The sequence below is a fragment of the Enterococcus sp. M-BR2 genome, assembly GCF_056612775.1.
The window spans coordinates 1,731,292-1,752,225 of record NZ_CM152743.1 but is presented as its reverse complement, the minus strand read 5'-3'; the positions used below and the strand labels follow the sequence as shown (position 1 = coordinate 1,752,225).

Annotated in this window: 17 protein-coding genes; 12 read left to right on the top strand and 5 right to left on the bottom strand. The window is 38.3% G+C overall.

From position 1 onward, the window contains the following. Window positions 1–48: 48 nt before the first annotated feature. Together AC1F25_RS08535 and AC1F25_RS08530 are read right to left on the bottom strand one after the other, a co-directional pair. Window positions 49–333 carry a GIY-YIG nuclease family protein gene (locus AC1F25_RS08535; protein ID WP_002309959.1) on the bottom strand — a complete coding sequence of 95 codons (285 nt, stop codon included), beginning with the start codon at window positions 331–333 and terminating at the stop codon, window positions 49–51. Next, window positions 323–1,057, bottom strand: a complete 735-nt coding sequence (locus AC1F25_RS08530) for a tRNA1(Val) (adenine(37)-N6)-methyltransferase (RefSeq protein ID WP_002309960.1) — start codon at window positions 1,055–1,057, stop codon at window positions 323–325. Before AC1F25_RS08530 ends, AC1F25_RS08535 begins: the two co-directional genes overlap by 11 nt. A 128-nt stretch (window positions 1,058–1,185) precedes the next feature. Between AC1F25_RS08530 and AC1F25_RS08525 the strand changes: the two genes are divergently transcribed. The 4 genes from AC1F25_RS08525 (at window position 1,186) to AC1F25_RS08510 (ending at window position 9,463) form a co-directional block, all read left to right on the top strand. Then, a complete protein-coding gene (locus AC1F25_RS08525; RefSeq protein ID WP_002309961.1) occupies window positions 1,186–1,809 on the top strand; it encodes a lysophospholipid acyltransferase family protein in 624 nt (207 codons plus the stop codon). Between the two features lie 187 nt (window positions 1,810–1,996). Then, window positions 1,997–3,118 (top strand): exonuclease SbcCD subunit D, encoded by a 1,122-nt coding sequence (locus AC1F25_RS08520; RefSeq protein WP_479994047.1) that lies wholly within the window; start codon window positions 1,997–1,999, stop codon window positions 3,116–3,118. A 6-nt stretch (window positions 3,119–3,124) separates the two neighbouring features. Beyond that, window positions 3,125–6,250, top strand: coding sequence for an SbcC/MukB-like Walker B domain-containing protein (locus tag AC1F25_RS08515; protein WP_479994046.1), 3,126 nt, complete (start codon window positions 3,125–3,127; stop codon window positions 6,248–6,250). 18 nt (window positions 6,251–6,268) lie between these two features. Further along, window positions 6,269–9,463, top strand: coding sequence for a DEAD/DEAH box helicase (locus AC1F25_RS08510; protein WP_002335221.1), 3,195 nt, complete (start codon window positions 6,269–6,271; stop codon window positions 9,461–9,463). Window positions 9,464–9,608: 145 nt separating this feature from the next. On the opposite strand, the gene AC1F25_RS08505 is transcribed toward AC1F25_RS08510, so the two are convergent. Beyond that, entirely contained in the window at window positions 9,609–10,316 is a 708-nt protein-coding gene (locus tag AC1F25_RS08505) for an HAD family hydrolase (RefSeq protein ID WP_002309968.1), read from the bottom strand. Window positions 10,317–11,080: 764 nt separating this feature from the next. On the opposite strand from AC1F25_RS08505, the gene spxA reads away from it, so the two are divergent. The 4 genes from spxA to pepF all read left to right on the top strand — a co-directional run bounded on the left by spxA (window position 11,081) and on the right by pepF (window position 15,546). Continuing rightward, complete coding sequence (gene spxA, locus AC1F25_RS08500; protein WP_002296384.1) at window positions 11,081–11,479, top strand: transcriptional regulator SpxA; 399 nt, start codon at window positions 11,081–11,083, stop codon at window positions 11,477–11,479. Window positions 11,480–11,809: 330 nt separating this feature from the next. Beyond that, window positions 11,810–12,463 carry an adaptor protein MecA gene (locus AC1F25_RS08495; RefSeq protein WP_002335220.1) on the top strand — a complete coding sequence of 218 codons (654 nt, stop codon included), beginning with the start codon at window positions 11,810–11,812 and terminating at the stop codon, window positions 12,461–12,463. A 97-nt stretch (window positions 12,464–12,560) separates the two neighbouring features. Next, the gene (locus AC1F25_RS08490) at window positions 12,561–13,559 is read left to right on the top strand and encodes a competence protein CoiA (RefSeq protein WP_479994045.1); all 999 of its coding nucleotides are present in this window, start codon (window positions 12,561–12,563) and stop codon (window positions 13,557–13,559) included. Between the two features lie 178 nt (window positions 13,560–13,737). After that, a complete protein-coding gene (gene pepF / locus AC1F25_RS08485; protein ID WP_002309974.1) occupies window positions 13,738–15,546 on the top strand; it encodes an oligoendopeptidase F in 1,809 nt (602 codons plus the stop codon). A 71-nt stretch (window positions 15,547–15,617) separates the two neighbouring features. Here pepF and AC1F25_RS08480 read toward each other — a convergent pair whose 3' ends face one another. Together AC1F25_RS08480 and AC1F25_RS08475 are read right to left on the bottom strand one after the other, a co-directional pair. Continuing rightward, a complete protein-coding gene (locus AC1F25_RS08480) occupies window positions 15,618–16,295 on the bottom strand; it encodes a ClpXP adapter SpxH family protein (protein ID WP_002309978.1) in 678 nt (225 codons plus the stop codon). Between the two features lie 117 nt (window positions 16,296–16,412). Then, on the bottom strand, window positions 16,413–16,988 hold the full coding sequence (locus tag AC1F25_RS08475) for a CYTH domain-containing protein (protein WP_002314142.1): 576 nt from the start codon (window positions 16,986–16,988) through the stop codon (window positions 16,413–16,415). A gap of 130 nt (window positions 16,989–17,118) precedes the next feature. Between AC1F25_RS08475 and yjbM the strand changes: the two genes are divergently transcribed. The 4 genes from yjbM to mgtE are packed head-to-tail and all read left to right on the top strand — an operon-like array spanning window position 17,119 to window position 20,878. Next, window positions 17,119–17,826, top strand: a complete 708-nt coding sequence (yjbM, locus tag AC1F25_RS08470) for a GTP diphosphokinase (RefSeq protein ID WP_002309982.1) — start codon at window positions 17,119–17,121, stop codon at window positions 17,824–17,826. Continuing rightward, the gene (locus AC1F25_RS08465; RefSeq protein ID WP_002315658.1) at window positions 17,801–18,598 is read left to right on the top strand and encodes an NAD kinase; all 798 of its coding nucleotides are present in this window, start codon (window positions 17,801–17,803) and stop codon (window positions 18,596–18,598) included. Before yjbM ends, AC1F25_RS08465 begins: the two co-directional genes overlap by 26 nt. Window position 18,599: 1 nt before the next feature. After that, on the top strand, window positions 18,600–19,499 hold the full coding sequence (locus AC1F25_RS08460; RefSeq protein WP_002335218.1) for an RluA family pseudouridine synthase: 900 nt from the start codon (window positions 18,600–18,602) through the stop codon (window positions 19,497–19,499). Window positions 19,500–19,516: 17 nt separating this feature from the next. Beyond that, complete coding sequence (gene mgtE, locus AC1F25_RS08455; RefSeq protein WP_002309985.1) at window positions 19,517–20,878, top strand: magnesium transporter; 1,362 nt, start codon at window positions 19,517–19,519, stop codon at window positions 20,876–20,878. The last annotated feature ends 56 nt before the right edge of the window (window positions 20,879–20,934 follow it).

Here is a 20,934-nt window from a genome sequence, read left to right as displayed (position 1 = left end):
ACAATTGTTTTTGCCTGAAGTTTTTTATATTTATCGTGTTTTTAACAGTCATCTATTTTCAGGAAGCAAAACAGTTGAGTGTGTCTTCAAATAATGTTCTTTTTGTTTTCGGGTGAGTTTTTTGAATGCAGCTTCTGCTTTTGTTGCTTCGCTTCTTGAAGAAAATACTTCTGCATGGATCATCTTAACAGGTCTTCTTTTTTGAAGACGTGTATATTTAGCGCCAGTACCATTGTTATGTTCCCCTAGTCTCCTAGAAAGGTCTGTTGTGTACCCACCATAAAATGTCTGATCTTTACAGAATAATACGTAAAAATAATGTTTATTTGCCATAGAGCATCTCACGAATCTCTGCTGTGTATTCCCCGTCTGCATCGTAAGTGATCAATGGCGGAGCGACTTTGAATCCATCTAATTTACCTTCTTTGATTCCTTCAACTAACAAAATATTTGCCTCTTTTCCAGCTTTTGGGTAAACAAATTGGATCCGTTTAGGTGCAATCCGATGATTTTGCATAATTTGGATGATCTCTAAGAATCGTTCAGGTCGATGGACCATAGCGAAACGCCCATTTGTTTTTAGTAACTTACTTGAATTGTCGATCACTTCTTCTAATGTTGTATGGATTTCATGACGGGCGATTGCTAGGTGTTTATTAGGGTTCGTTTTATTTGTTGGCAGCCCTTTGAAATAAGGTGGATTGCAGACGACTAAGTCACAAGAATTATGCCGAATGACGGATAAGCTGTCTTTCAGATCGATGGTGTGGACTGTCATCTGTTCATCTAGATGGTTCAGCGCGATGCTACGTCTTGCCATGTCTGCTAGGCGAGGCTGAAGTTCGATAGCATCAATAGCTGCTTGAGTTCGTTTGCTTAAAAACAGGCCAACTGCACCATTACCTGCGCAAAGGTCAACAATCTGTCCTTTTTTAGGCACACGAGAGAAGTGAGCAAGTAGCACAGCATCTAAAGAAAAAGAAAATACTTGGGAACTTTGGATAATTTTGATATCTTCTGCGTATAATTGGTCGATTCGTTCGTCTTCATGAAGCATGGATTCCCTCCAAAATGAAAAAAATAGTCGTTTGTATTATACTATTTTTATTAAAAAGAACCAAGGTGGCTTGTCAAACCTCTGTTTTTTATGCATACTATGACCATAAGAAGGGAAAGGAAGAGACTATGTTTTATCGATTTATGCGAGGGGTAGTTCGAGTACTATTAGCTTTAGTCAATGGGAATGCCCGTTATGAGAATAAAGAAGTATTACCGCAAGATGAGAATTACATACTAGTTGCCCCCCATCGTACTTGGTGGGACCCATTATATCTAGCGGTAGCTGCAGCACCGAAGGAATTCAGCTTTATGGCAAAAGAAGAACTGTTCAAAAATCCGGTTCTGCGATTTATATTAACTCGATCTAATGCTTTTCCAGTTAAAAGAGAGAATCCAGGACCAAGCGTCATTAAAACACCTGTAAAGATTTTAAAATCGACAAATTTAAGTTTAATCATGTTCCCCAGTGGGACAAGGCATGCTACAGAACTTAAAGGCGGGATGGCGTTGATTTCCAGAATGTCTAAAGCAAAAATCGTACCAGCCGTATACCAAGGTCCACTGACACTTGGGGATTTGTTCAAACGTAAGAGAGTAACAGTGCGTTTCGGTGAACCAATCGACCTATCAGATATCAAGAAAACGGATAAAGAAGGAATGGCGGAGATTGAACGACGAACACAAGCGGCTTTTGACAAATTGGACAAAGAAGTGAACCCAGATTTTAAATATGAAATCAAAAAAAAATAAAGTGATAAGTTTAGGAGTGGGCGGTCTTTTTGAATCTCCTGTTCTGTTCAGACTTTTCGATGAAAAACGAGGGAGAGACGTCAAGTCTGCCCTCTTTTTGCTTTCTAACGTGCAAAATAGAAGACAGGTGTCATGTAATGGATCAAAGTGTTATAATGATTAGAAGGACATTTTTTGAGGTGATTGGATGCGTTTTTTACATACAGCCGATTGGCATATCGGAAAAAAACTACAAGGTTATGACTTGATTGAAGACCAACGTCATGTATTATCTTCTATACTGGATATCGCGAAAGAAGAAAAAGTAGAGGCAATCGTGATTGCAGGAGACTTATATGATAGGAGTGTGCCCGCTGTCGATGCCGTAGCATTATACAATGAATTGATGGTTGATTGGAATTTAAAGGAAGGGATCCCAATTTTTGCTATATCAGGAAATCACGATAGCAGTACGCGACTTTCAGCTGGTACGCCATGGTTCAGTTATTCGAACTATTTTTTGCGAACGCAGCTAGCAGAAGCTTTCAAACCAGTCGAGTTTAACAACATACAATTTTTCTTTCTTCCTTACTTTGAACCAATTGCAGCCAGATTATATTTTGAAGATGACAGTATCCGCACGATCCAGCAAGCGGTAGCAAAAGTGATAGATAAAATGGAGGAGCTGTTCGATTCAGGGAAAAAACACGTATTGATTAGCCATTTTTTTGTAATGGGAAGTGTAAAATCTGATTCGGAAACGAAAATCGAAGTAGGGGGTCTGGATTCGATCCCAGGAGAACTACTTACACCGTTTGATTATGTAGCATTAGGACATTTGCATAATCAAGCAGCTTTAAGACAGGATAATGCTCGCTACAGTGGCTCGCCGTTGAAATTTTCTCTATCTGAGATCAACCAGAAAAAAGGCGTATGGATCGTTGACCTGGCAACAGACCTAGAGTTGAATTTTAGGGAGATCGAACCACTGCATGATATTGAAGAAATAACAGCAAGTTTTAAAGAATTGTTGGATCCTGCCTTCTATCAGTCCGTCAATCGGGAGAATTATATCCAGATCTATCTCACGGACAGAACGATCATCCCGAATATGATGAACCAGCTTCGGCAAATATATCCTCGTATTTTGGGGATTGAACGGGCAAACGGCCGAGCAGAACAAACAAAGCACAAACGAAAAGTACTAGAAATGAAAGATCCTCAAAAATTAGCAGAAGCATTTTTTAGTGAAATGACGGAAGAACAGCTAACGGCAAACCAAGAAAAATGGCTCGGAGAAACGTTGCAAGAAATCATGGAAATGGAATGATCAAGAATGAAACCGAAAAAATTAAAACTTAAAAATTTTGGTCCTTTTATCAATGAGACCGTTGATTTTTCACGATTGACAGAAGCACCGCTTTTTTTGATCAGCGGGAAGACAGGAGCAGGAAAAACGACGATTTTTGATGGGATCACTTTCGCACTTTTTGGTGAAACTTCCGGAAGACTTCGTTCTGGAAAAGAGATGCGTTCCTTGTTTGCTACACCAGAAGAAGAAACAAGCGTGACTTTTTCTTTTGAACATCAGCAGATGAGCTATGAAATCGAACGAAAACCAGAGCAAGTTTTAGCGAAACGAAAAGGAAACGGAACAAAAAAACAGGCAGCTAAAGTAACGTTGACCATTTTTGATGGGAAAGGAAAAGAAATAAAACAAATCACAAAACGTACAGAAGCAGACCAGTTGATCAGAGAATTGATGAATCTCGATGCGAAACAGTTTTCCCAAATCGTTTTACTGCCCCAAGGAGAATTCCGTAATTTTTTGGTTTCATCAAGCAGTGAGAAAGAGACTGTTTTACGTCATTTGTTCGGTACTCAGCTTTTCCAACAGTTCAATGAGCGATTAAAGGAAAAAGCAAAGCAACAGCAACAAAAACTAGATCATTTAGAGCAAAATCTTCATCTTCTGCAAAAAAGATTTGTTTTAATCAAAGAAGAGGAAGCAGTAGCAGGGTTTGAAGCCGTTCTTTCCCAATGGACAAACCATCAGGCCATACTAGAAAAACAAATCACTAAAGAAAAAGAAGTTTTAGTAGACTATCAGGAGAAACAGAAACAATTAGAAAATTCCTACTATCGTTTTGAAACCTTGAAAAAAAGCTATGAAGAAAAAGCGACATTACTAAATAAGCAAAAGAAATTAGCCGCTCAAAAAGACGAAATAGAGGAAAAGAAACGATGGATTGGGTATTATGAATTTACACAACGCTTAATTGAACCAATCAAGCACCTGAAAGAAATAAAAGCTGAAAAAATAGAACTGTCACAAAAAAGCAGTGAACAAACAAAGAAACTAGCGATGACTACGCAACATTATGAAGAGTGGCAAAAAAATGAAACAGACCGCATACATCGGCAAACAAAAATCAAAGAAGCTGCTCAACAATTGCAAAACAAACAGATGATGGTACCGATTGTCGAAGCCTTGCGTAGTAAAAAACAAGAAGCAGAACAATTAAAACATTCATTAGATAAAGAAGAAACGAACGCCGAAAAGCTACATCAAAAACAGGCTATTTATCAGGAAAGAACTCGATTTCTTCAAGAAATCTTATTAGATCAGGAAAAACTGCAGGAAGATCGTCTTGCTTTTGGACAGTTAAAATATCTAGATGAAAAACAGCAGGAAATAAAACAACAAAAAACAAAAAGCATCGAATCACTCGAACAGATAAGAGAAGAGCTCAAAAAAGCAGCCGAAGAAACAACAAAAAATAATCAGCGATTGAAACAACAGATAGAACAAGCAGAACAGCTGAAAAGCCAATGGGCAAAGCAGCAAATTGCTCGTCTTCAGCTTTTCTTGCGTCCGGGGGAACCATGTCTGGTTTGTGGGTCGACAGAACATCCCGTACAACAATCAAAACATGAACAGCCAAATAAAGAAGATATCTTGAAAGTAGAGCAACAACTGGCAGAAGCTGAGTCAGCTGTAGAAAGAACCCAGCAAATCATTGCCAAAAATGAAGCACATGAAAATAATCTTCAACAGCAATTATCTGATTTAGAACAAAAAATCATGGAAACGAATATACAACTAGCTGGACAAGAAAAACACTTACAACAGGCTTTACAACAGGCATTTCCCGCGATAACAGAACAAACAACAACTGCTCTTACAGTAGTCGAACAATCTTTAGATAAACGAAAAAGCAAGATAGCCAATGCAAGAGCAGAACTAGAAGAAATAAGCCAACAAGTAGAAAAGATTGAGCAGCAATTAGCTGTCTACAAGCAGCAACAGGCAGCAAAAAATAATCAGCTTCAACAACTGCAAGGCGAAATCAAAAGTTTAGAAAAACAATTACAAGATACGGATAGCAACTGTTTAGAAGAAGAGATACGACAACTTGAAAAACGGTTAGAAGAAGACTCGAACCAACTCGCTGCTGAACAGAAAGCAGGAATGCAATTGTTGCAAGATCTGCATATGTTTCGGACACAACTTGATCTTCAACAGGAACAAATAGAAAAAACAGATGAAAAAATAGAAAAAGAACAGCAAAGAATAGCTGAAAAGCTGGAAACCCAAGCGTATTTTTCAACAACTGAGGAAGTCTGTGCATTCGCACAACAGCAAGCACAATACGAAGAGAACCAGCGCATAATCACTACTTATCATGAAGCACAATTAGTGACAGCTGACCGACTACGTCAATTAGAAAATATCCAGCTGACGGAGATAGTTCCAGATACAGAAGAGATCAGCCAGCAATTGGAAGAGATAAGAGAGATGATCGAAACAAAGCAAGAAAAGATATACAGTTTACAAGAACAAAAAATCAATAACCAGAAAATCTACGATGAATGTCTTTCGATTTATCACGCAAGCCAGACGCAATTAGATGAACTTACGCAATTACAGCAACTTTCGCAAACATTCAACGGAGAAAATCCTAAGAAAACTAGTTTAGAACGGTATGTGCTTCAAGTTTATCTACAAGAAGTGTTACAAGTAGCAAATGATCATCTCCAACGTTTAACGAAAAATCGTTATCAGTTTGAACTAGCGGATACGATCGGCAGTTATCGAGGGAAAACCGGATTAGAAATCAATATCTATGATGATCAGGCAGGCATGTCTCGAAGCGCGCATACGCTGTCTGGCGGTGAAAGTTTTATTGCAGCACTTTCTTTAGCATTAGCCCTTGCGGATGTGATCCAGACACAAGCTGGTGGGGTAGCAATCGATGCATTGTTTATTGATGAAGGTTTTGGGTCATTAGATGAAGAAGCTTTGGAAATGGCGATGGAAGCTTTAGAAACGATTGAAAGTGAAGGAAGAATGATTGGAATCATTAGCCATGTAAGAGAATTGAAAGAACGAGTATTACAGCAAATAAGAATTGATACAGAAGGTAGCGGACAAAGCAAAATACGCTATCAACTTGGATAAAAAGGGAGATTGGTAACTATGAAATGGAGTATTCCGGAAAAAGTCATTGCACGTGGGCGTCAATACTTGCAAGAAGGCCGAGTGTTATCGGTTGTCCCTGACCAAGAAGAAAACGTGTGGCATGCAGAAGTCTTGGGCAGTGAATTGTACATGGTTGATTTGGATGGGACAGCAAAAGAGATAGATTACTGCCAATGTCCATATTGGGAGGAACATAAATATTGTAAGCATACAGTTGCTGTGGAACTTTACTTACGGTCGAAAAATCTATCTCGTATCATGAAAAAAGACCAGCCGATGTTAGAACCGGTAAAAACAACAAGTGAAGGAGAAATCATTGCAAAAGGTTTTTCTCGTCTAAAAACACAAAAAAATCCTCAAGCGGTGCAACCCTTGATTATTGAATACCAAGTAGAAACGATTGAGACAAATCAGTATCATCCAGAGCTTTCTATTTTGGCGCTTTACTTACGCATCGGTTCTTTGGCATCGCCGAAAAAGACATATATCGTAAAAAACATCTATGATTTTTTACAGGCTTACACAGAAAAAGAAACCTACACAGTCAATAAGCAGTATCAGTTTCGTCTAGATAAACGGGCTTTTCAAAAAGAAGATCAAAAAATACTCGCTCACCTTGCAGGAAGTGCCCAAACGCATCAATTATTAGGCACGAATGGCTTGCAAGTCAAAGGGAAACTAGATAAAAGATACCTGCTTCTCCCAGTAGAACAAGCCCGCTTCCTGCTAGAACAGATGAATCAGACGACACGTTTGCATCTGCAAATAAATGGACAAAACGATCAAGGAATCCAATTTTCCGACCAAAACAAGCCTTTATCATTCAAAGTGGAAAAACAGGAAGAAGACTATTTATTGCAAGCATTGAATGATTTTGATTTTTTCTTTATGCATTATCAGTGGGGACTTATCCAGGGAGTATTCTATTCTCTAACGAAACATCAACAAACAGTTTATCAAACTTGGAAACAATTGATTCGCCGATTGGAGAAACCAGAAGTAATATTCAAGAAAAAAGAACTACCGGCCTTGTTTAAAGAAATCATTCCTCTTCTTTCGGAGATTGGAGACGTAGTGGTTGCCTCTGAAGTAGAAAAGGAAGTAGCGGATATTCCAGTCGAATTTATTTTCTTTTTCCGAAAAGCCAAAGGAAAAATCCAAGCTCGAGTCGATTTCGTTTATGGCGAAGTCATCTATTCGACCGATCCAAAACATGAGGTCTCGGCCAATCAGGACTTTCAGGTGCTGCGTGACAGAGCTGAAGAGAAACGAGTCCTTGATTTATTCAGGATGTATCGCTACCAGAAAAATGAAACTGGCTATGAGCGTCCGTTGCCAAGCGGGGAGGAACTGTATGCCTTTTTCCGTACAGAACTATCTGTTTTCCGTCAGTTTGGTGAAGTCAGACTTGGCAGAAAGTTGCGAGAGTTGTATTTAGATGCGCATAAACATCAACCGCAAATCGAAGTAACCGAGACTGGTTCATGGCTTGATATTCGATTCGACGTATCGGGGATAGAAGAGCAAGAGATTGATCATGTACTGCAAAGCTTGTTGCGAAACGATGCTTTTTATACATTGGAAAACGGACAGGTTCTTTCTTTTGATTCAGAGGAATTCCAACAAACAAGCCAAGTATTGCAACAATTACGGGAGTCAATACGTTCAGAAGAAGGGACGATCCATGTACCTAAGAATCAAGGACTGATCATTCAAAATCAATTGGAAAAAAGCAATGCTACTTTTAGCGAATCGTTTCATACGATGGTCCAAAATCTCATTCATCCAGAAGGGTATCAGGCACAACTTCCCAAAGGATTGAATGCAAAGATGAGAGAGTATCAGAAGCAAGGGTTCCGATGGTTGAAGATGTTGGGCCATTATCAGTTTGGCGGTATCTTAGCCGATGAAATGGGACTTGGGAAAACACTGCAGACGATTGCCTTTTTACTTTCGGAAAAAGAAGAACGGGAAAGCTTTTCTGCTTTGATCGTAGCGCCGGCCAGCTTAATCTACAACTGGCAGGCAGAGGTAAAAAAATTCGCTCCTTCTTTGAGTATCCAAGTAATCAATGGGAATAAAAAAGAACGGGAAGAATTGCTGGCTAAAGACACAGATATTCGAGTGACCTCTTATGCCAGTTTGAGACAAGATTTAGCTGATTACCAATCACAAAAAATTGATTATTTGATCCTTGATGAGGCGCAAATGGTCAAAAATAGTAGTACGAAAACTGCTCAAGCATTGAGAGAATTAGCTGTGCCTCAGCGATTTGCATTAAGTGGGACACCAATCGAGAATAATTTAGAAGAATTGTGGTCGTTGTTTGCAACAATCATGCCAGGATTTTTCCCAACCAAAACAAAATTCAGAGAACTTGCCGCAGAAGAAATTGCGCAAATGATCCGACCGTTCATTTTACGGCGAGATAAACAAACTGTGTTGAAAGACTTACCAGAAAAAACAGAAATGAATCTATATTCCGCACTGACAGAAGAACAAAAGACCGTTTATTTAGCTTACTTGCGTCAAATGCGTGAAGAAATCTCGTCAATGGATTCTGAAGCATTCAAGAAAAACCGGATCGGGATACTAGCAGGTCTGACAAGGTTGCGTCAAATTTGTTGCGATCCTCGTCTGTTTATTGAAGATTACCAAGGCGGTTCTGGCAAACTCGAACAAGTAAAAGATCTATTAGTCGCTGCCAAAGAGAACAAACGCAGAGTTCTGCTGTTTTCTCAATTTACAGGTATGCTTACTATCTTACAAGAAGAGTTAGCCGAGCTGGGGATCTCAACATTTTATTTAAGAGGCAGTACAAAACCGCAAGATCGATTAAGTATGGTAGATGCATTTAATGCAGGCGAAAAAGATGTTTTCCTGATTTCTTTAAAAGCCGGGGGAACGGGACTGAATTTGACAGGAGCAGATACGGTCATCTTGTATGACCTTTGGTGGAACCCTGCAATTGAAGAACAAGCTGCTGGTCGTGCGCATCGAATCGGTCAGAAAAATGTGGTAGAAGTGTGGCGTATGATTTCTGAAGGAACGATTGAAGAACGAATGGATTCGCTCCAACAAGAAAAACGCGAACTGTTCCAAAAAGTGATCCAAGGAAATGAAGAACAGCTGACAAAACTGACTGAAGAAGATATCCGCATGATCTTAAGTGTAGGAGAGATTGAGAAGTAAGAGATTCGAAACAATCGTTCAGTAATGGATAAGAAGATCTTTCGAAAAAAGCAGGTGTTTAGTTGATTTAAGAAATAGCAAGGAAGTTGGGTTTCCGTTTTAACCCGATTTCCTTGCTATTATTTTTTGTTTTTATTTATAGGAGTTAAGCAAAGATTGTCTTCATTGTTTCTAACAGCTGATCAAAAGAAGAAATTTCGATATCGCAAATAGGAGTCTGGTCGATTTTGCGTTCTCGATGGTTGAACCAAAGTGCTTGCCAGTCGGCACTTTTTGCACCTAGAACATCATTGTCATAATTGTCGCCAACATATAGAGTTTCTCCTGGAAGCATATGAAATTCTTTCTCAGCAAGCTGAAAAATCTCTTTTTCTGGTTTTTGGAACCCTGTTGCTTGAGAAACCAGCATGTTGTGGGAAGGAATCCAATTGTTCAATTGAAGTTGTTTTAATTTTTTTGTCTGATGGTCAGTCGGTCCATTTGTGATAATTCCTAATGGGACATTTTTTTCCTTCAAGAAGTCAAGTGTTTTTTTGACCTCCTCATGCAAACAGATATTATCAAGTTCTTCCTCGTAAATTTTTTGAAATAGGAGACCTTCTTCTTCTGTGATGTGAGGGTAGTCTAAATCTTTTAGTGATTGGCTGATTCGATGTGCTCGCATATATTCTAGCGTCCACTCTCCTGCCATTACTTTTGGAAAGTTTTCATCACTATGATGACGGAAGCGGATATATAGTGGATGCATATCTTCATCTGAAACAAGCGGCACGACTCTTTTTACCGCGTTTCGAAATGGCTGCTGCTGATCATACATTGTATCATCAACATCAAACACAACTGATTTAATCAAAATTTTACACGCCTTTCGGTTTTCATTGATTTTTTCACAAATCCTTGACTATTGTAACAGAAAAAATTATCTAAAAAAGCTGATAAATAAAGGTTTTTCTTACTATATTTCTGTTTCCTTGACAGAATAAGGTTTTTAGATTTCAGTTTTTTTCACTAAAAATCATGAAACACGTCAATAGGTTTGATGAACAAATTAATCATTATTGTGTAACTCGGTTGGTTTATTTTAATGCAATCTCTGAGGAATTTTCGAAAGGTTTATTTTTTTAATACAGTCTCAATATAACTATTCAAACATAAAATAACGTTATTTAGTTTATTTGTTTATAGTAAATTTTATCTAGTAATCATTGCTTTAAAATATTGTGCTTATACAACAGAGAAAATAAGCGTTATAATAAAGAACAATATTATCTAAAATGACAAGAAACATTACTATCAAAGAAATAAAAAACATAAAAAATCTTAAGAAATCGGTTTCATTTGTGCTTCCAGATAAAATAATAGTACAGTTTTATTGGCTGTTTCATCGTCTTGTAAAATTTGAATTAGATTTGAAAACTCTAATTTTTAAATGATAGAAAAAGCAAGAACGCTGGTTTTACTGTATATTAACCTTAGATAACTTTCATTTTTTTTAAAAAATTATGAAAAAAAGGTAGCTATTTAAAAGTTGATTATGTATAATAGAAACAGATGGGAGATTATTATGATCTTCTGTTACAAAAAAGTGATTCTTATCACGAAAAGGAGTGGTGCACGTTGTTAACATTATATACTTCCCCAAGTTGTACTTCCTGCAGAAAGGCTCGTGCGTGGTTGCAAGAACATCAGATTCCATTTGTTGAACGTAATATTTTTTCAGAACCATTGAACAGTTCTGAATTAAAAGCGATTTTACAAATGACAGAAGACGGAACAGAAGAAATCATCTCGACACGTTCCAAAGTATTCCAAAAACTGAACATGGATTTAGATGATCTGCCGTTACAAGAACTATTGGAACTTGTGCAAAACAATCCTGGATTGCTTCGCCGTCCAATCATGATTGATGATAAACGTCTACAAGTTGGTTTTAATGAAGATGAGATTCGTCGATTCCTGCCGCGCGATGTACGACAATTAGAATTGCGTCAAGCACAATTGATGGCTGGATTATAGAAGATAAAATGAAACTTGGAAAAACTATTACGATGATAGTTTTTCCAAGTTTTTTTGTTTTTATAAATAGCGTTCTTTATTGTGGGCACAAAAAAGGGTGTGAGAGTGGTCATGGTATGAAAAACAGAAGTGATTGATTAGCTAAAAAGTCGGCTATATAGTATTCATCTCCCAAAAATGTTATAGTTAAATAAGATAGCTTGAACGATTGAAAAAATCTGCTGGTTTTATTAAATTCACTTAACAGCGGGATTTTTTTTCTTTACATTTAAGCTGATTTCGCTACAATGAATCTATATTGAACATTGCGGCAAAGTGAGGTGTAGCAAAATGGAAATGGAACACATTAATGAAAATACGATCCGTGTACTGATAGGTCATGAAGATTTAGAAGAACGGGGCGTTTCATTTTTGGATTTACTTGGCAATCACAAAGAAATCGAAAATTTCTTTTATAGTATTCTGGAAGAAGTTGATATCGAAGAGGAGTTCCGAGGAAGCGAAGCTGTCACTTTCCAAGTTTTGCCAAAAGGAGACGGATTAGAACTGTTTATCAGTAAAAACCTGCCAGATGAAGAAATTTCTCAATCAGAAGATTCTGCTGTTGATTCAGAAGACGTGAGCGAATTTCTCCGTCAGCAAATTATTGGTAGCGATCCGGAAGAAGAATTATCTGGAAGCGCCCTAGAAGAACAGGAAAGACAAGCAATTTTTGCTTTTGAAGATTTTGAGCAAGTGATCCAGCTGGCAACAGACGTTGAACTAGAGTCTGCTTGGACTGATTTGTACTTATTTGAAGAGCGTTATTACCTAGTCGTTCATTTCTGGATGGAGAATCTCAACCAAGCGGATGTAGAGAATCAGATTGCTCGAATTTTGGAGTTTGCAGAAAAGAGCGATCGTACACCAGAAACATTGAATGAATATGGAAAGTGTCTGATGGCGCGTAATGCTATCGAGCGTACGAAATTTTATTTTGTATAAATCACTATTATAGTAAGAGCCATATCGATCATATATCGATATGGCTCTTTTTCGTGTAAATAAATGGCTAGACGTAAATAAGTTCAGAGGGAGAAAAATGCTGCTTGCGATGAATGAATATCATGAATGCTGTTCTGCTAAATATGCAGAAAAAGAGAAAATGTATTATTGTCGTAGTTGTCGGAAAAGAGTGGTTTTGAAAAAGGGAAAGAAAAAATGTGCTCATTTTGCCCATCGAAAAACCGAAAACTGTTCGGTTTTTAGTGAGGGGGAATCAGAAGAACACTTGCAGTTAAAGGAATGTTTCATGGATTGGCTGGGACAGTCAGCAGAACCTGTATTTTTGGAAGCTTATTTGCCAAGATTGAGGCAGAGACCAGATATTTTATTGGCTAATCTAGCATTAGAAATCCAATGTTCTAGGTTGTCTCATCAGAGATTTTTTGAAAGAACCAAAAATTATTTGAACAACGGTTACCAAGTATGGTGGATACTTGGTCATTATTTTCTTGGACAACGGCAATTTTCATTGATAGAAAAAAGTTGCTGCTATTATAATAGAAAAAGGGGGGTACATTGCTGGAAAGCTGACCTTAAGAACCAAAAACTTTATTTATATCATCATATTACAGAGACTGTATCAGGCCACATTTCTTTTTTCAGTAGCTGCTGGACTTTTTCTGGTAATGATCTTAAAAAAATATTTACTAATAATGAGATCAAAATAAATCAGATGAAGAAAACAGACAAGTTAAGCGAGGATGGGAAGAAGTGGTTGGCGCGCCAGCTGATTTACAAACAAAAAAATACAGTATCCATACAAGAACAGTGCTACTTGCGTCACAAGCACCTTTTGTATCTATCACCGTGGATCTATCAAAACAGTCGGTTTTTCTTTTATTTACGAGAACAGGTTTTTCTTTATCGAATGTTGTACGAAGAATCCTTAAAGCAACAGAAAGTACCTGATTTTAGCTCATGGTTTTGCCAAGTAAAAGAATATAAAAGGGAGTGGCTTTTCCCTATGATTGAGGAAGAGATGGTCTATCGGCAATTTTTTGATGAATGCACACATTTATCCTCTTGGAAAATATAGTAAGTATAAAAATAGAACAGGAACCGGTTTTCTATGTAAAACAAGTTTCAGTTGTGCTAAAATTGATAGAAGCAGACACATAGATTAGTAGAAAAATCAGACGCTGTAACATGTGGATGTGAGACGAGGATCTATTTTGAAAGACCGAGACAAAAGGATATAAAAAGGAGTGGATTTCATGGAAGTAAAGCAGTTGCCAAAACGCGAAGAATTGCCTGAAAATTTAACTTGGGACTTGACCAAGATCTTTTCAAGCGACAAAGAATTTGATGAGAAATATCTAGAATTATCAGAAAAGTTAAAAAAATCTGAAAAATATAAAGGAACACTTAATCAAGGCGCTTCTCAATTTCTTGATGCGATTGAATTTGTGTTGAGTGTTTATCGCCAAACCGAAATCATTTATGTCTATGCACACCTTAAAAACGATCAAGATACTGGGAATACAGAATATCAAGCGCTTTATGCAAGAGCAAGTAGTTTGTTTTCAAAGGTTAGTGAAGCTGTTTCCTGGTTTGAACCAGAAATATTGCAGTTATCAGATGAACGGATTTGGCAATATTTCAAAGAAGAACCGAAGTTAGAAGTCTATCGTCACTATATCCAGCAAATAGTAGATAATCGTGCCCATGTTTTATCTGCCGATCAGGAATCGCTTCTTGCAGGAGCAGGAGAAATCTTTGAGGCTTCAAGTGATACATTTGCTGTTTTGAATAATGCAGATTTAGTTTTCCCAACGATCGAAGGAGAGAATGGTGAAAAAGTCCAATTATCTCATGGTGTGTACGGTCAGTTGCTAGAAAGCACGGATCGAAGTGTTCGCGAAGCCGCATTTAAAGGGTTGTACAGTGTTTATGAGCAATTTAGAAATACGTTTGCTTCTACTTTAAGTACGCATATAAAAGGACATAATTTTAAAGCAAAAGTTCGTAATTACAGCTCTGCCAGAGAAGCATCTTTGAGCAATAATCACATTCCTGAAAGTGTATACGACACTTTGGTAGATGTAGTAAACAAGCATTTGCCTTTGCTGCATCGATATATGGAATTACGGAAACGTTTATTAGAAGTGGAAAAACTGCACATGTACGATCTTTATACACCGGTCTTAGGAGAAGCTCCAATCACCTTTACGTATGAAGAAGCAAAAGAGAAAGCTTTGGAAGCACTGAAGCCAATGGGCGAAGAGTACATGACTATTGTAGAAAAAGCATTCTCTGAACGTTGGATCGATGTTGTCGAAAATAAAGGAAAACGAAGTGGTGCCTATTCTTCGGGAAGCTATGACACAAATCCATATATTTTATTGAATTGGCATGATACATTGGATCAATTGTTTACGCTTGTCCACGAAATGGGACATAGTGTCCACAGTTATTTCACACGATCGAGCCAACCTTATGTATACGGTGACTACTCCATCTTTTTAGCAGAAATAGCTTCGACAACGAACGAAAATATCCTAACAGAATATTTATTGGAAACAGAAAAAGACCCTCGCGTCCGAGCTTATGTGCTCAACCATTACTTGGATGGATTTAAAGGAACAGTTTTCCGCCAGACACAATTTGCTGAATTCGAGCACTTCATGCATACGGAAGATGAAAAAGGTGTGCCATTGACTAGTGAATATCTAAGTGATAGTTATGGTAAATTGAATGCAAAATATTATGGTCCGGCAGTCGAAGAAGACCCAGAAATCAAATTTGAATGGTCACGGATCCCGCATTTTTACTATAATTACTATGTCTTCCAATACTCGACTGGTTTTTCTGCTGCTTCAGCGTTGGCGAAAAGAATACTTAGTCAGGAACCAGATGCGCTAGAGAACTATTTGGCTTATCTAAAAGCTGGTAACAGTGATTATCCTGTTGAAGTGATGAAAAAAGCAGGAGTAGATATGACACAGGCTGCGTATATCGAAGATGCAATGTCGATGTTTGAACAACGACTAAACGAATTAGAAGAATTGATTGATCGTTTATAAGATTTTTGATTTTTTCGAATAGAAACGAAAAAAATACGTCGGCTCTCTTGTAAGGGAGTCGACGTATTTTTTTAATTAGAAAGCAAGTGTAAATGGCTAGTTCGTGAATGGAACTGAGAATCATTTGTATGTAAATGTTCACCATTAAAAACTTGATACGAGTTATCTGTTGTTTTACACAGCTCTTTGATTCTCCAAAGGCTGCTTGTGCCTTCTACTTCTACTAAAACACCAAAATCACGATCGCAAGCGTAATTGTAAACGACTGCGGAAGGATGTTTCGTGATGCCCATTTCTCGAGCAATTTTTTGATCGGAAAAGAATACTTCTTTAACAAAGTCAGATTGCCGATCTTCTTTAAACATATTCAAATCGCCGCCAATCTCTTCAAATATCGATTCAGCAAGTGCATGAGAATATGGTATGTTATTGCAGCCGACTGCTTCTTGCAGTTTGATCAAAAAATGGCGGCCTTTTTTCTTTCCTTGGAATTGAGCCGCTTTGCAGTCTAATGCGGCAGAATAAGTCGTTGAGAATAAGTGGTTGCGTTTCTCAAGATTGTTTTGAGAAATTCCTTTTTGTTGCATGACATCCCCAATTGTCTGCAAATTGACCAAAGGAAGAAAGCGAAATTGCATCTTTTCTTTTGATGGTGTTCCGTACTCTTCTTCAATAAATTGTAATAACTGTTGCTCCATTTTGAAACAATATTCCCCTAAAGGATTAACAAATAAATAGATTTCGATCATATGAATCTCCCCCAAAATAGATTCTATACAACTAGTGACTAGATTCTTTCACATCCTATAACTTAACAGAAAAAAGTAAAAAAATGAACTCAAGTGCCTCGTGAAAATGAAAGGTTTCTAATTTTTAGCCTCAAGCATACGTTGAATCTTGTTCTTAGCAGGACGATAAGGCAAAGAAAAACGTTTTAAAAAATTTATAAAAGCAATTTTTCCCGCAGATGCATCCACTACCTCTAGTTCTAGTTCAAAATCGTGAAGATTGTCTCCCCAGCTTTCATCGATAGCTAAAAGTCCTTCTTTAATGGGGAACTCAGCCCGTTTTGTTGTAAGCTTTCCTGTTTGGATCAATGAAGCAGGATCGATATTCAAATCAGAAAGTTTTTGAAAAACTGCGCCTGAGCGAGGCAAACGTTTTTGAAAGATGAATGCTTCTGCTTCTTCTGTTACAAAGGTATCCGTCGTTTCGAGACGACCTTCCTCAGCAGGTGTTTTTAATGTATATTCAGCTTGATGACCAACGAAACGGATTCGTAGGCCACAATTTTGTTTCTTCAGCTGTTCATCAACGGTATCGAAGTAAATATTAGTCTGTACACGGAAATCATTATCTGTTAATTGATAGTGAGCGATGAATATCTCGTACTCTTGCTTTGTCAGCATAGATTTATATTCGATTTCAAGCATTTGCGTCATTTGATCGACTCCTTTTTGTCTATTTTGCCTAATTTTCTTTTTTTGGTCAATGCATAACTCAAGAGTACGAAAAAACTTTGCATATATGGTAGAATAAACAATGAATGTTAATGAAGTAGAGGTATCAGCTATGGAACGAGATTGGGAAGCATTTTTAGCACCATATGAACAAACTGTATCAGAATTGAAAGTGAAACTGCGGGGAATCCGTAAACAGTTTCGTGAACAAAATCGTCATGTTCCAATTGAATTTGTCACTGGGAGAGTCAAACCAGTTGACAGTATCGTAACAAAGTCACAGTTACGTCATATTCCAATGGGACGCTTAGAAGAAGAAATGTCTGATATTGCCGGCTTAAGGATCATGTGTCAGTTTGTAGAAGATATCCATCAAGTTGTTGAGATTATCCGTAAAAGAAAAGACATGAAAGTTCTTCAAGAACGGGATTACATCACTAATAAGAAAGCAAGCGGCTACCGTTCGTATCATCTGGTGATCGAGTATCCTGTACAGCTGATCAGTGGTGAGAAGAAAATTTTGGCGGAAATCCAAATACGGACCCTTGCGATGAATTTCTGGGCAACGATCGAGCATTCGCTGAATTATAAATATCAAGGCGTTTTTCCAGAAGAAATGAGCGAACGACTTCAGCGTGCGGCAGAAGCTGCGTATCAACTGGATGAAGAGATGTCCAGTATCCGTGAAGAAATCCAAGAAGCACAGCGATTGTTCTCCCATGGAAGAGGAAAATCAGATGATGTCTACTATCGAACGCTTTTGAAGAAAGAAAGCGAAAGAGAGGAGGCAGGGGATGAAAGTAGCGATCGTTCACAATAAAGAAGCAAAGACTATAGAAGTGGCTGAGCGCTTGAACACACTATTAGAACAAGCTGGGATCCAGAGAGATGATCATGAACCAGAGTTGGTCATCTCAATTGGTGGAGATGGCACATTATTATCGGCATTTCATCACTACAGTCATTGTCTGAATGATGTGCGTTTCTTAGGCGTGCATACAGGTCATTTAGGGTTTTATACTGATTGGCGAGATTACGAGCTGGAAGAACTAGTAGACAGCTTGCGAACAAATCGGGAACAAAGTGTCAGCTATCCCTTGCTGGATGTTCGGATCAGTTATTTGGATGAAACGCCTGATCAGCATTTTTTAGCACTAAATGAATCAACGATTAAACGGGCCAATCGTACGATGGTAGCCGATGTATACATTAAAAATGAATTGTTTGAAAGTTTCAGAGGAGATGGATTGACGATTTCTACACCCACTGGTTCGACTGCCTATAATAAAAGTGTCGGCGGTGCAGTGATCCATCCTAGTATCAATGCCTTTCAATTGGCTGAGATTGCTTCGCTGAATAATCGAGTGTTTCGTACTTTGGGTTCTCCAATCGTGATTGCCCATGATGAGTGGTTAGAAATAAAATTGGAAAATACAGAAGATTATCTTGTAACGGTTGATCAATTGAATGTCGCAAAAGCCGATATCCGTTCTATTTATTATCGAATAGCAGAAGAACGGATCCATTTTGCTTCTTATCGACATATGCATTTTTGGCATCGCGTGAAAGATGCCTTTATTGGTGAGGATTAATATGCAGTTTACATGGGATTATGAGAAAGATCATTCTCAGCAGGTAAAATATTTTTTAAAAGAAAAAGGGATCTCAAAAGGTCTGTTAGCGAAAATAAAATTTCAAGGCGGTCAAATCAAAGTCAATGATCAAGTAGAAAATGTCTTGTTTTCTCTAGCCAAGGATGATAAGGTAACCATTGTGATTCCTGCTGAAGGAGAACATGAAACCGTACTTTTGGACGAAACGCCGATCGATATCGTGTATGAAGATGAACATGTTCTGGTAGTAAACAAACCAGCAGGCGTTTCGTCCATTCCTGCCCAATACCATCCAAATGGGACAATGGCTAATCGTGTAAAGGCTTATTACAAAAAACAAGGGTACGAAAACCAAGTAATCCATGTAGTTACACGACTAGACCGTGATACGTCTGGCTTGATGCTTTTTGCCAAGCATGGGTTTGCGCACGCAAAATTAGACACGCAACTTCGTGAAAAGAAGTTTGTAAAAAAATATCAGGCATTAGTCAGTGGAATGCTTTCAAATTTATCGGCACATGGTCATATCGATTTGCCGATTGCCCGAGATTATTCTTCGCTACTGAAGCGAATGGTCTCTGATGAAGGACGTTCTGCACAGACGGAGTACTGGATAGAGAAGCGACTAACAGAAATCGCGTTAGTTGATATCCAGCTGCATACAGGAAGGACACATCAAATAAGAGTTCATTTTTCCGCCATTGGCTGTGCACTGCTCGGTGATGATATGTATAGCGGACGAATGGATCTGGGAATAAAAAGACAAGCCCTTCATTGTTATGATCTGCGTTTTTACCACCCATTTACAGAAGAGCTGCTAGAGTTCAAGCAGCCTTTAGCCGCAGACATGGAGGCAGTTGTGAGACGGTTTGAAGAATAAGGCGAGGTGAGATTGGTTTGGATGAAAATCAAGAATTAGAGGAAAGATTTGCCCAGTTGACTCAAGATTTAAGGGAAAATAATATTCAGGCATTCAGAAACAGTTTTTTAGAGATGCATATCTATGAGCAGGGGCAATTCTACCAATCTCTTACAGAAGAGAACAGGCAGCTGATCTATTCCTATCTGTCGCCTAAAGAATTAGCGGATATGTTCGATGTGATTGAAGAAGACAACGAACATATGAAAGAATATCTGGATGAGATGCGTCCTAGCTATGCAGCAGATATGCTTTCTGAGATGTATACAGATAATGCTGTCGATTTGCTTAATACGTTAGATAAAAAGCAAATTGCTAAATATTTAAGTTTGATGTCTGCAGACGATGCCAGTGAAATCAAGGAATTGCTCCATTACGAAGACGAAACAGCTGGTGCAATCATGACTACTGAATTTGTTTCGATCGTAGCAAATCAAACCGTTCGCTCTGCGATGTATGTGCTGAAGAATGAAGCAGATGTTGCTGAAACAATCTATTACATCTATGTCGTTAATCAAGAAGGTCAACTAGTGGGGGTTATTTCTCTACGCGACCTAATCGTGAATGATGATGATGCTATGATTTCTGATCTGATGAGCGAGCGGGTGCTTTCAGTTCATGTAGGCGACGACCAAGAAGATGTGGCACAAACATTCAGGGATTATGACTTCTTAGCTCTTCCTGTTACCGATTATGATGATCATTTGTTGGGAATCGTCACAGTTGATGACATCATTGACGTTATTGATGATGAAGCTGCCAGCGATTATTCAGGACTTGCCGGGGTCAATGTGGAAGAAATCAATGAAAATCCAGTAAAGGCAGCATCTCGACGTTTGCCTTGGCTAATCACTCTGTTGTTTTTAGGTATGTCTACTGCTTCTTTGATCAGTCATTATGAAGACTTGGTAAGTGAAGCGAGCATTTTAGCGGTCTTCATTTCGCTGATCACAGGAACAGCTGGTAATGCTGGAACCCAGTCGCTGGCTGTGGCTGTCCGTCGACTTGCAATCTCTGATGACAAAGATCACGGGTTTGTCCGACTTGTTTTGGCTGAAGTCTTGACCGGCGTCGTAACAGGAGCTGTTACAGGGATGACGATTTTTCTGATCGTGGGCTTTTGGAAACATAATTTTATCTTAGGATTTGTGATAGGGATGGCCATGTTGTTTGCGATAACAGTGGCGAATCTTGCAGGTAGTTTGATTCCGATGCTGATGGATCGTCTAGGATTTGATCCAGCGGTAGCAAGCGGTCCATTTATCACGACCTTGAGTGATTTGACAAGTGTACTGATTTATTTCAATATTGCCTCTTTATTTATGGGGTATTTTATGTAAAAAGCAAAAACATTGGCAACAAGTATACTGCTTGTTGCCAATGTTTTTTGTTTATA

What these genes read in the sequence shown, in the direction of transcription:
- AC1F25_RS08465 (WP_002315658.1), top strand. Translation starts at nt 17,801, where the DNA reads ATGAAAGTAGCGATCGTTCACAATAAAGAAGCAAAGACTATAGAAGTG.
- AC1F25_RS08460 (WP_002335218.1), top strand. Translation starts at nt 18,600, where the DNA reads ATGCAGTTTACATGGGATTATGAGAAAGATCATTCTCAGCAGGTAAAA.
- AC1F25_RS08520 (WP_479994047.1), top strand. Translation starts at nt 1,997, where the DNA reads ATGCGTTTTTTACATACAGCCGATTGGCATATCGGAAAAAAACTACAA.
- AC1F25_RS08480 (WP_002309978.1), bottom strand. Translation starts at nt 16,295, where the DNA reads ATGATCGAAATCTATTTATTTGTTAATCCTTTAGGGGAATATTGTTTC.
- AC1F25_RS08475 (WP_002314142.1), bottom strand. Translation starts at nt 16,988, where the DNA reads ATGACGCAAATGCTTGAAATCGAATATAAATCTATGCTGACAAAGCAA.
- AC1F25_RS08535 (WP_002309959.1), bottom strand. Translation starts at nt 333, where the DNA reads ATGGCAAATAAACATTATTTTTACGTATTATTCTGTAAAGATCAGACA.
- AC1F25_RS08525 (WP_002309961.1), top strand. Translation starts at nt 1,186, where the DNA reads ATGTTTTATCGATTTATGCGAGGGGTAGTTCGAGTACTATTAGCTTTA.
- AC1F25_RS08495 (WP_002335220.1), top strand. Translation starts at nt 11,810, where the DNA reads ATGGAAATGGAACACATTAATGAAAATACGATCCGTGTACTGATAGGT.
- AC1F25_RS08515 (WP_479994046.1), top strand. Translation starts at nt 3,125, where the DNA reads ATGAAACCGAAAAAATTAAAACTTAAAAATTTTGGTCCTTTTATCAAT.
- AC1F25_RS08530 (WP_002309960.1), bottom strand. Translation starts at nt 1,057, where the DNA reads ATGCTTCATGAAGACGAACGAATCGACCAATTATACGCAGAAGATATC.
- yjbM (WP_002309982.1), top strand. Translation starts at nt 17,119, where the DNA reads ATGGAACGAGATTGGGAAGCATTTTTAGCACCATATGAACAAACTGTA.
- pepF (WP_002309974.1), top strand. Translation starts at nt 13,738, where the DNA reads ATGGAAGTAAAGCAGTTGCCAAAACGCGAAGAATTGCCTGAAAATTTA.
- AC1F25_RS08490 (WP_479994045.1), top strand. Translation starts at nt 12,561, where the DNA reads ATGCTGCTTGCGATGAATGAATATCATGAATGCTGTTCTGCTAAATAT.
- AC1F25_RS08510 (WP_002335221.1), top strand. Translation starts at nt 6,269, where the DNA reads ATGAAATGGAGTATTCCGGAAAAAGTCATTGCACGTGGGCGTCAATAC.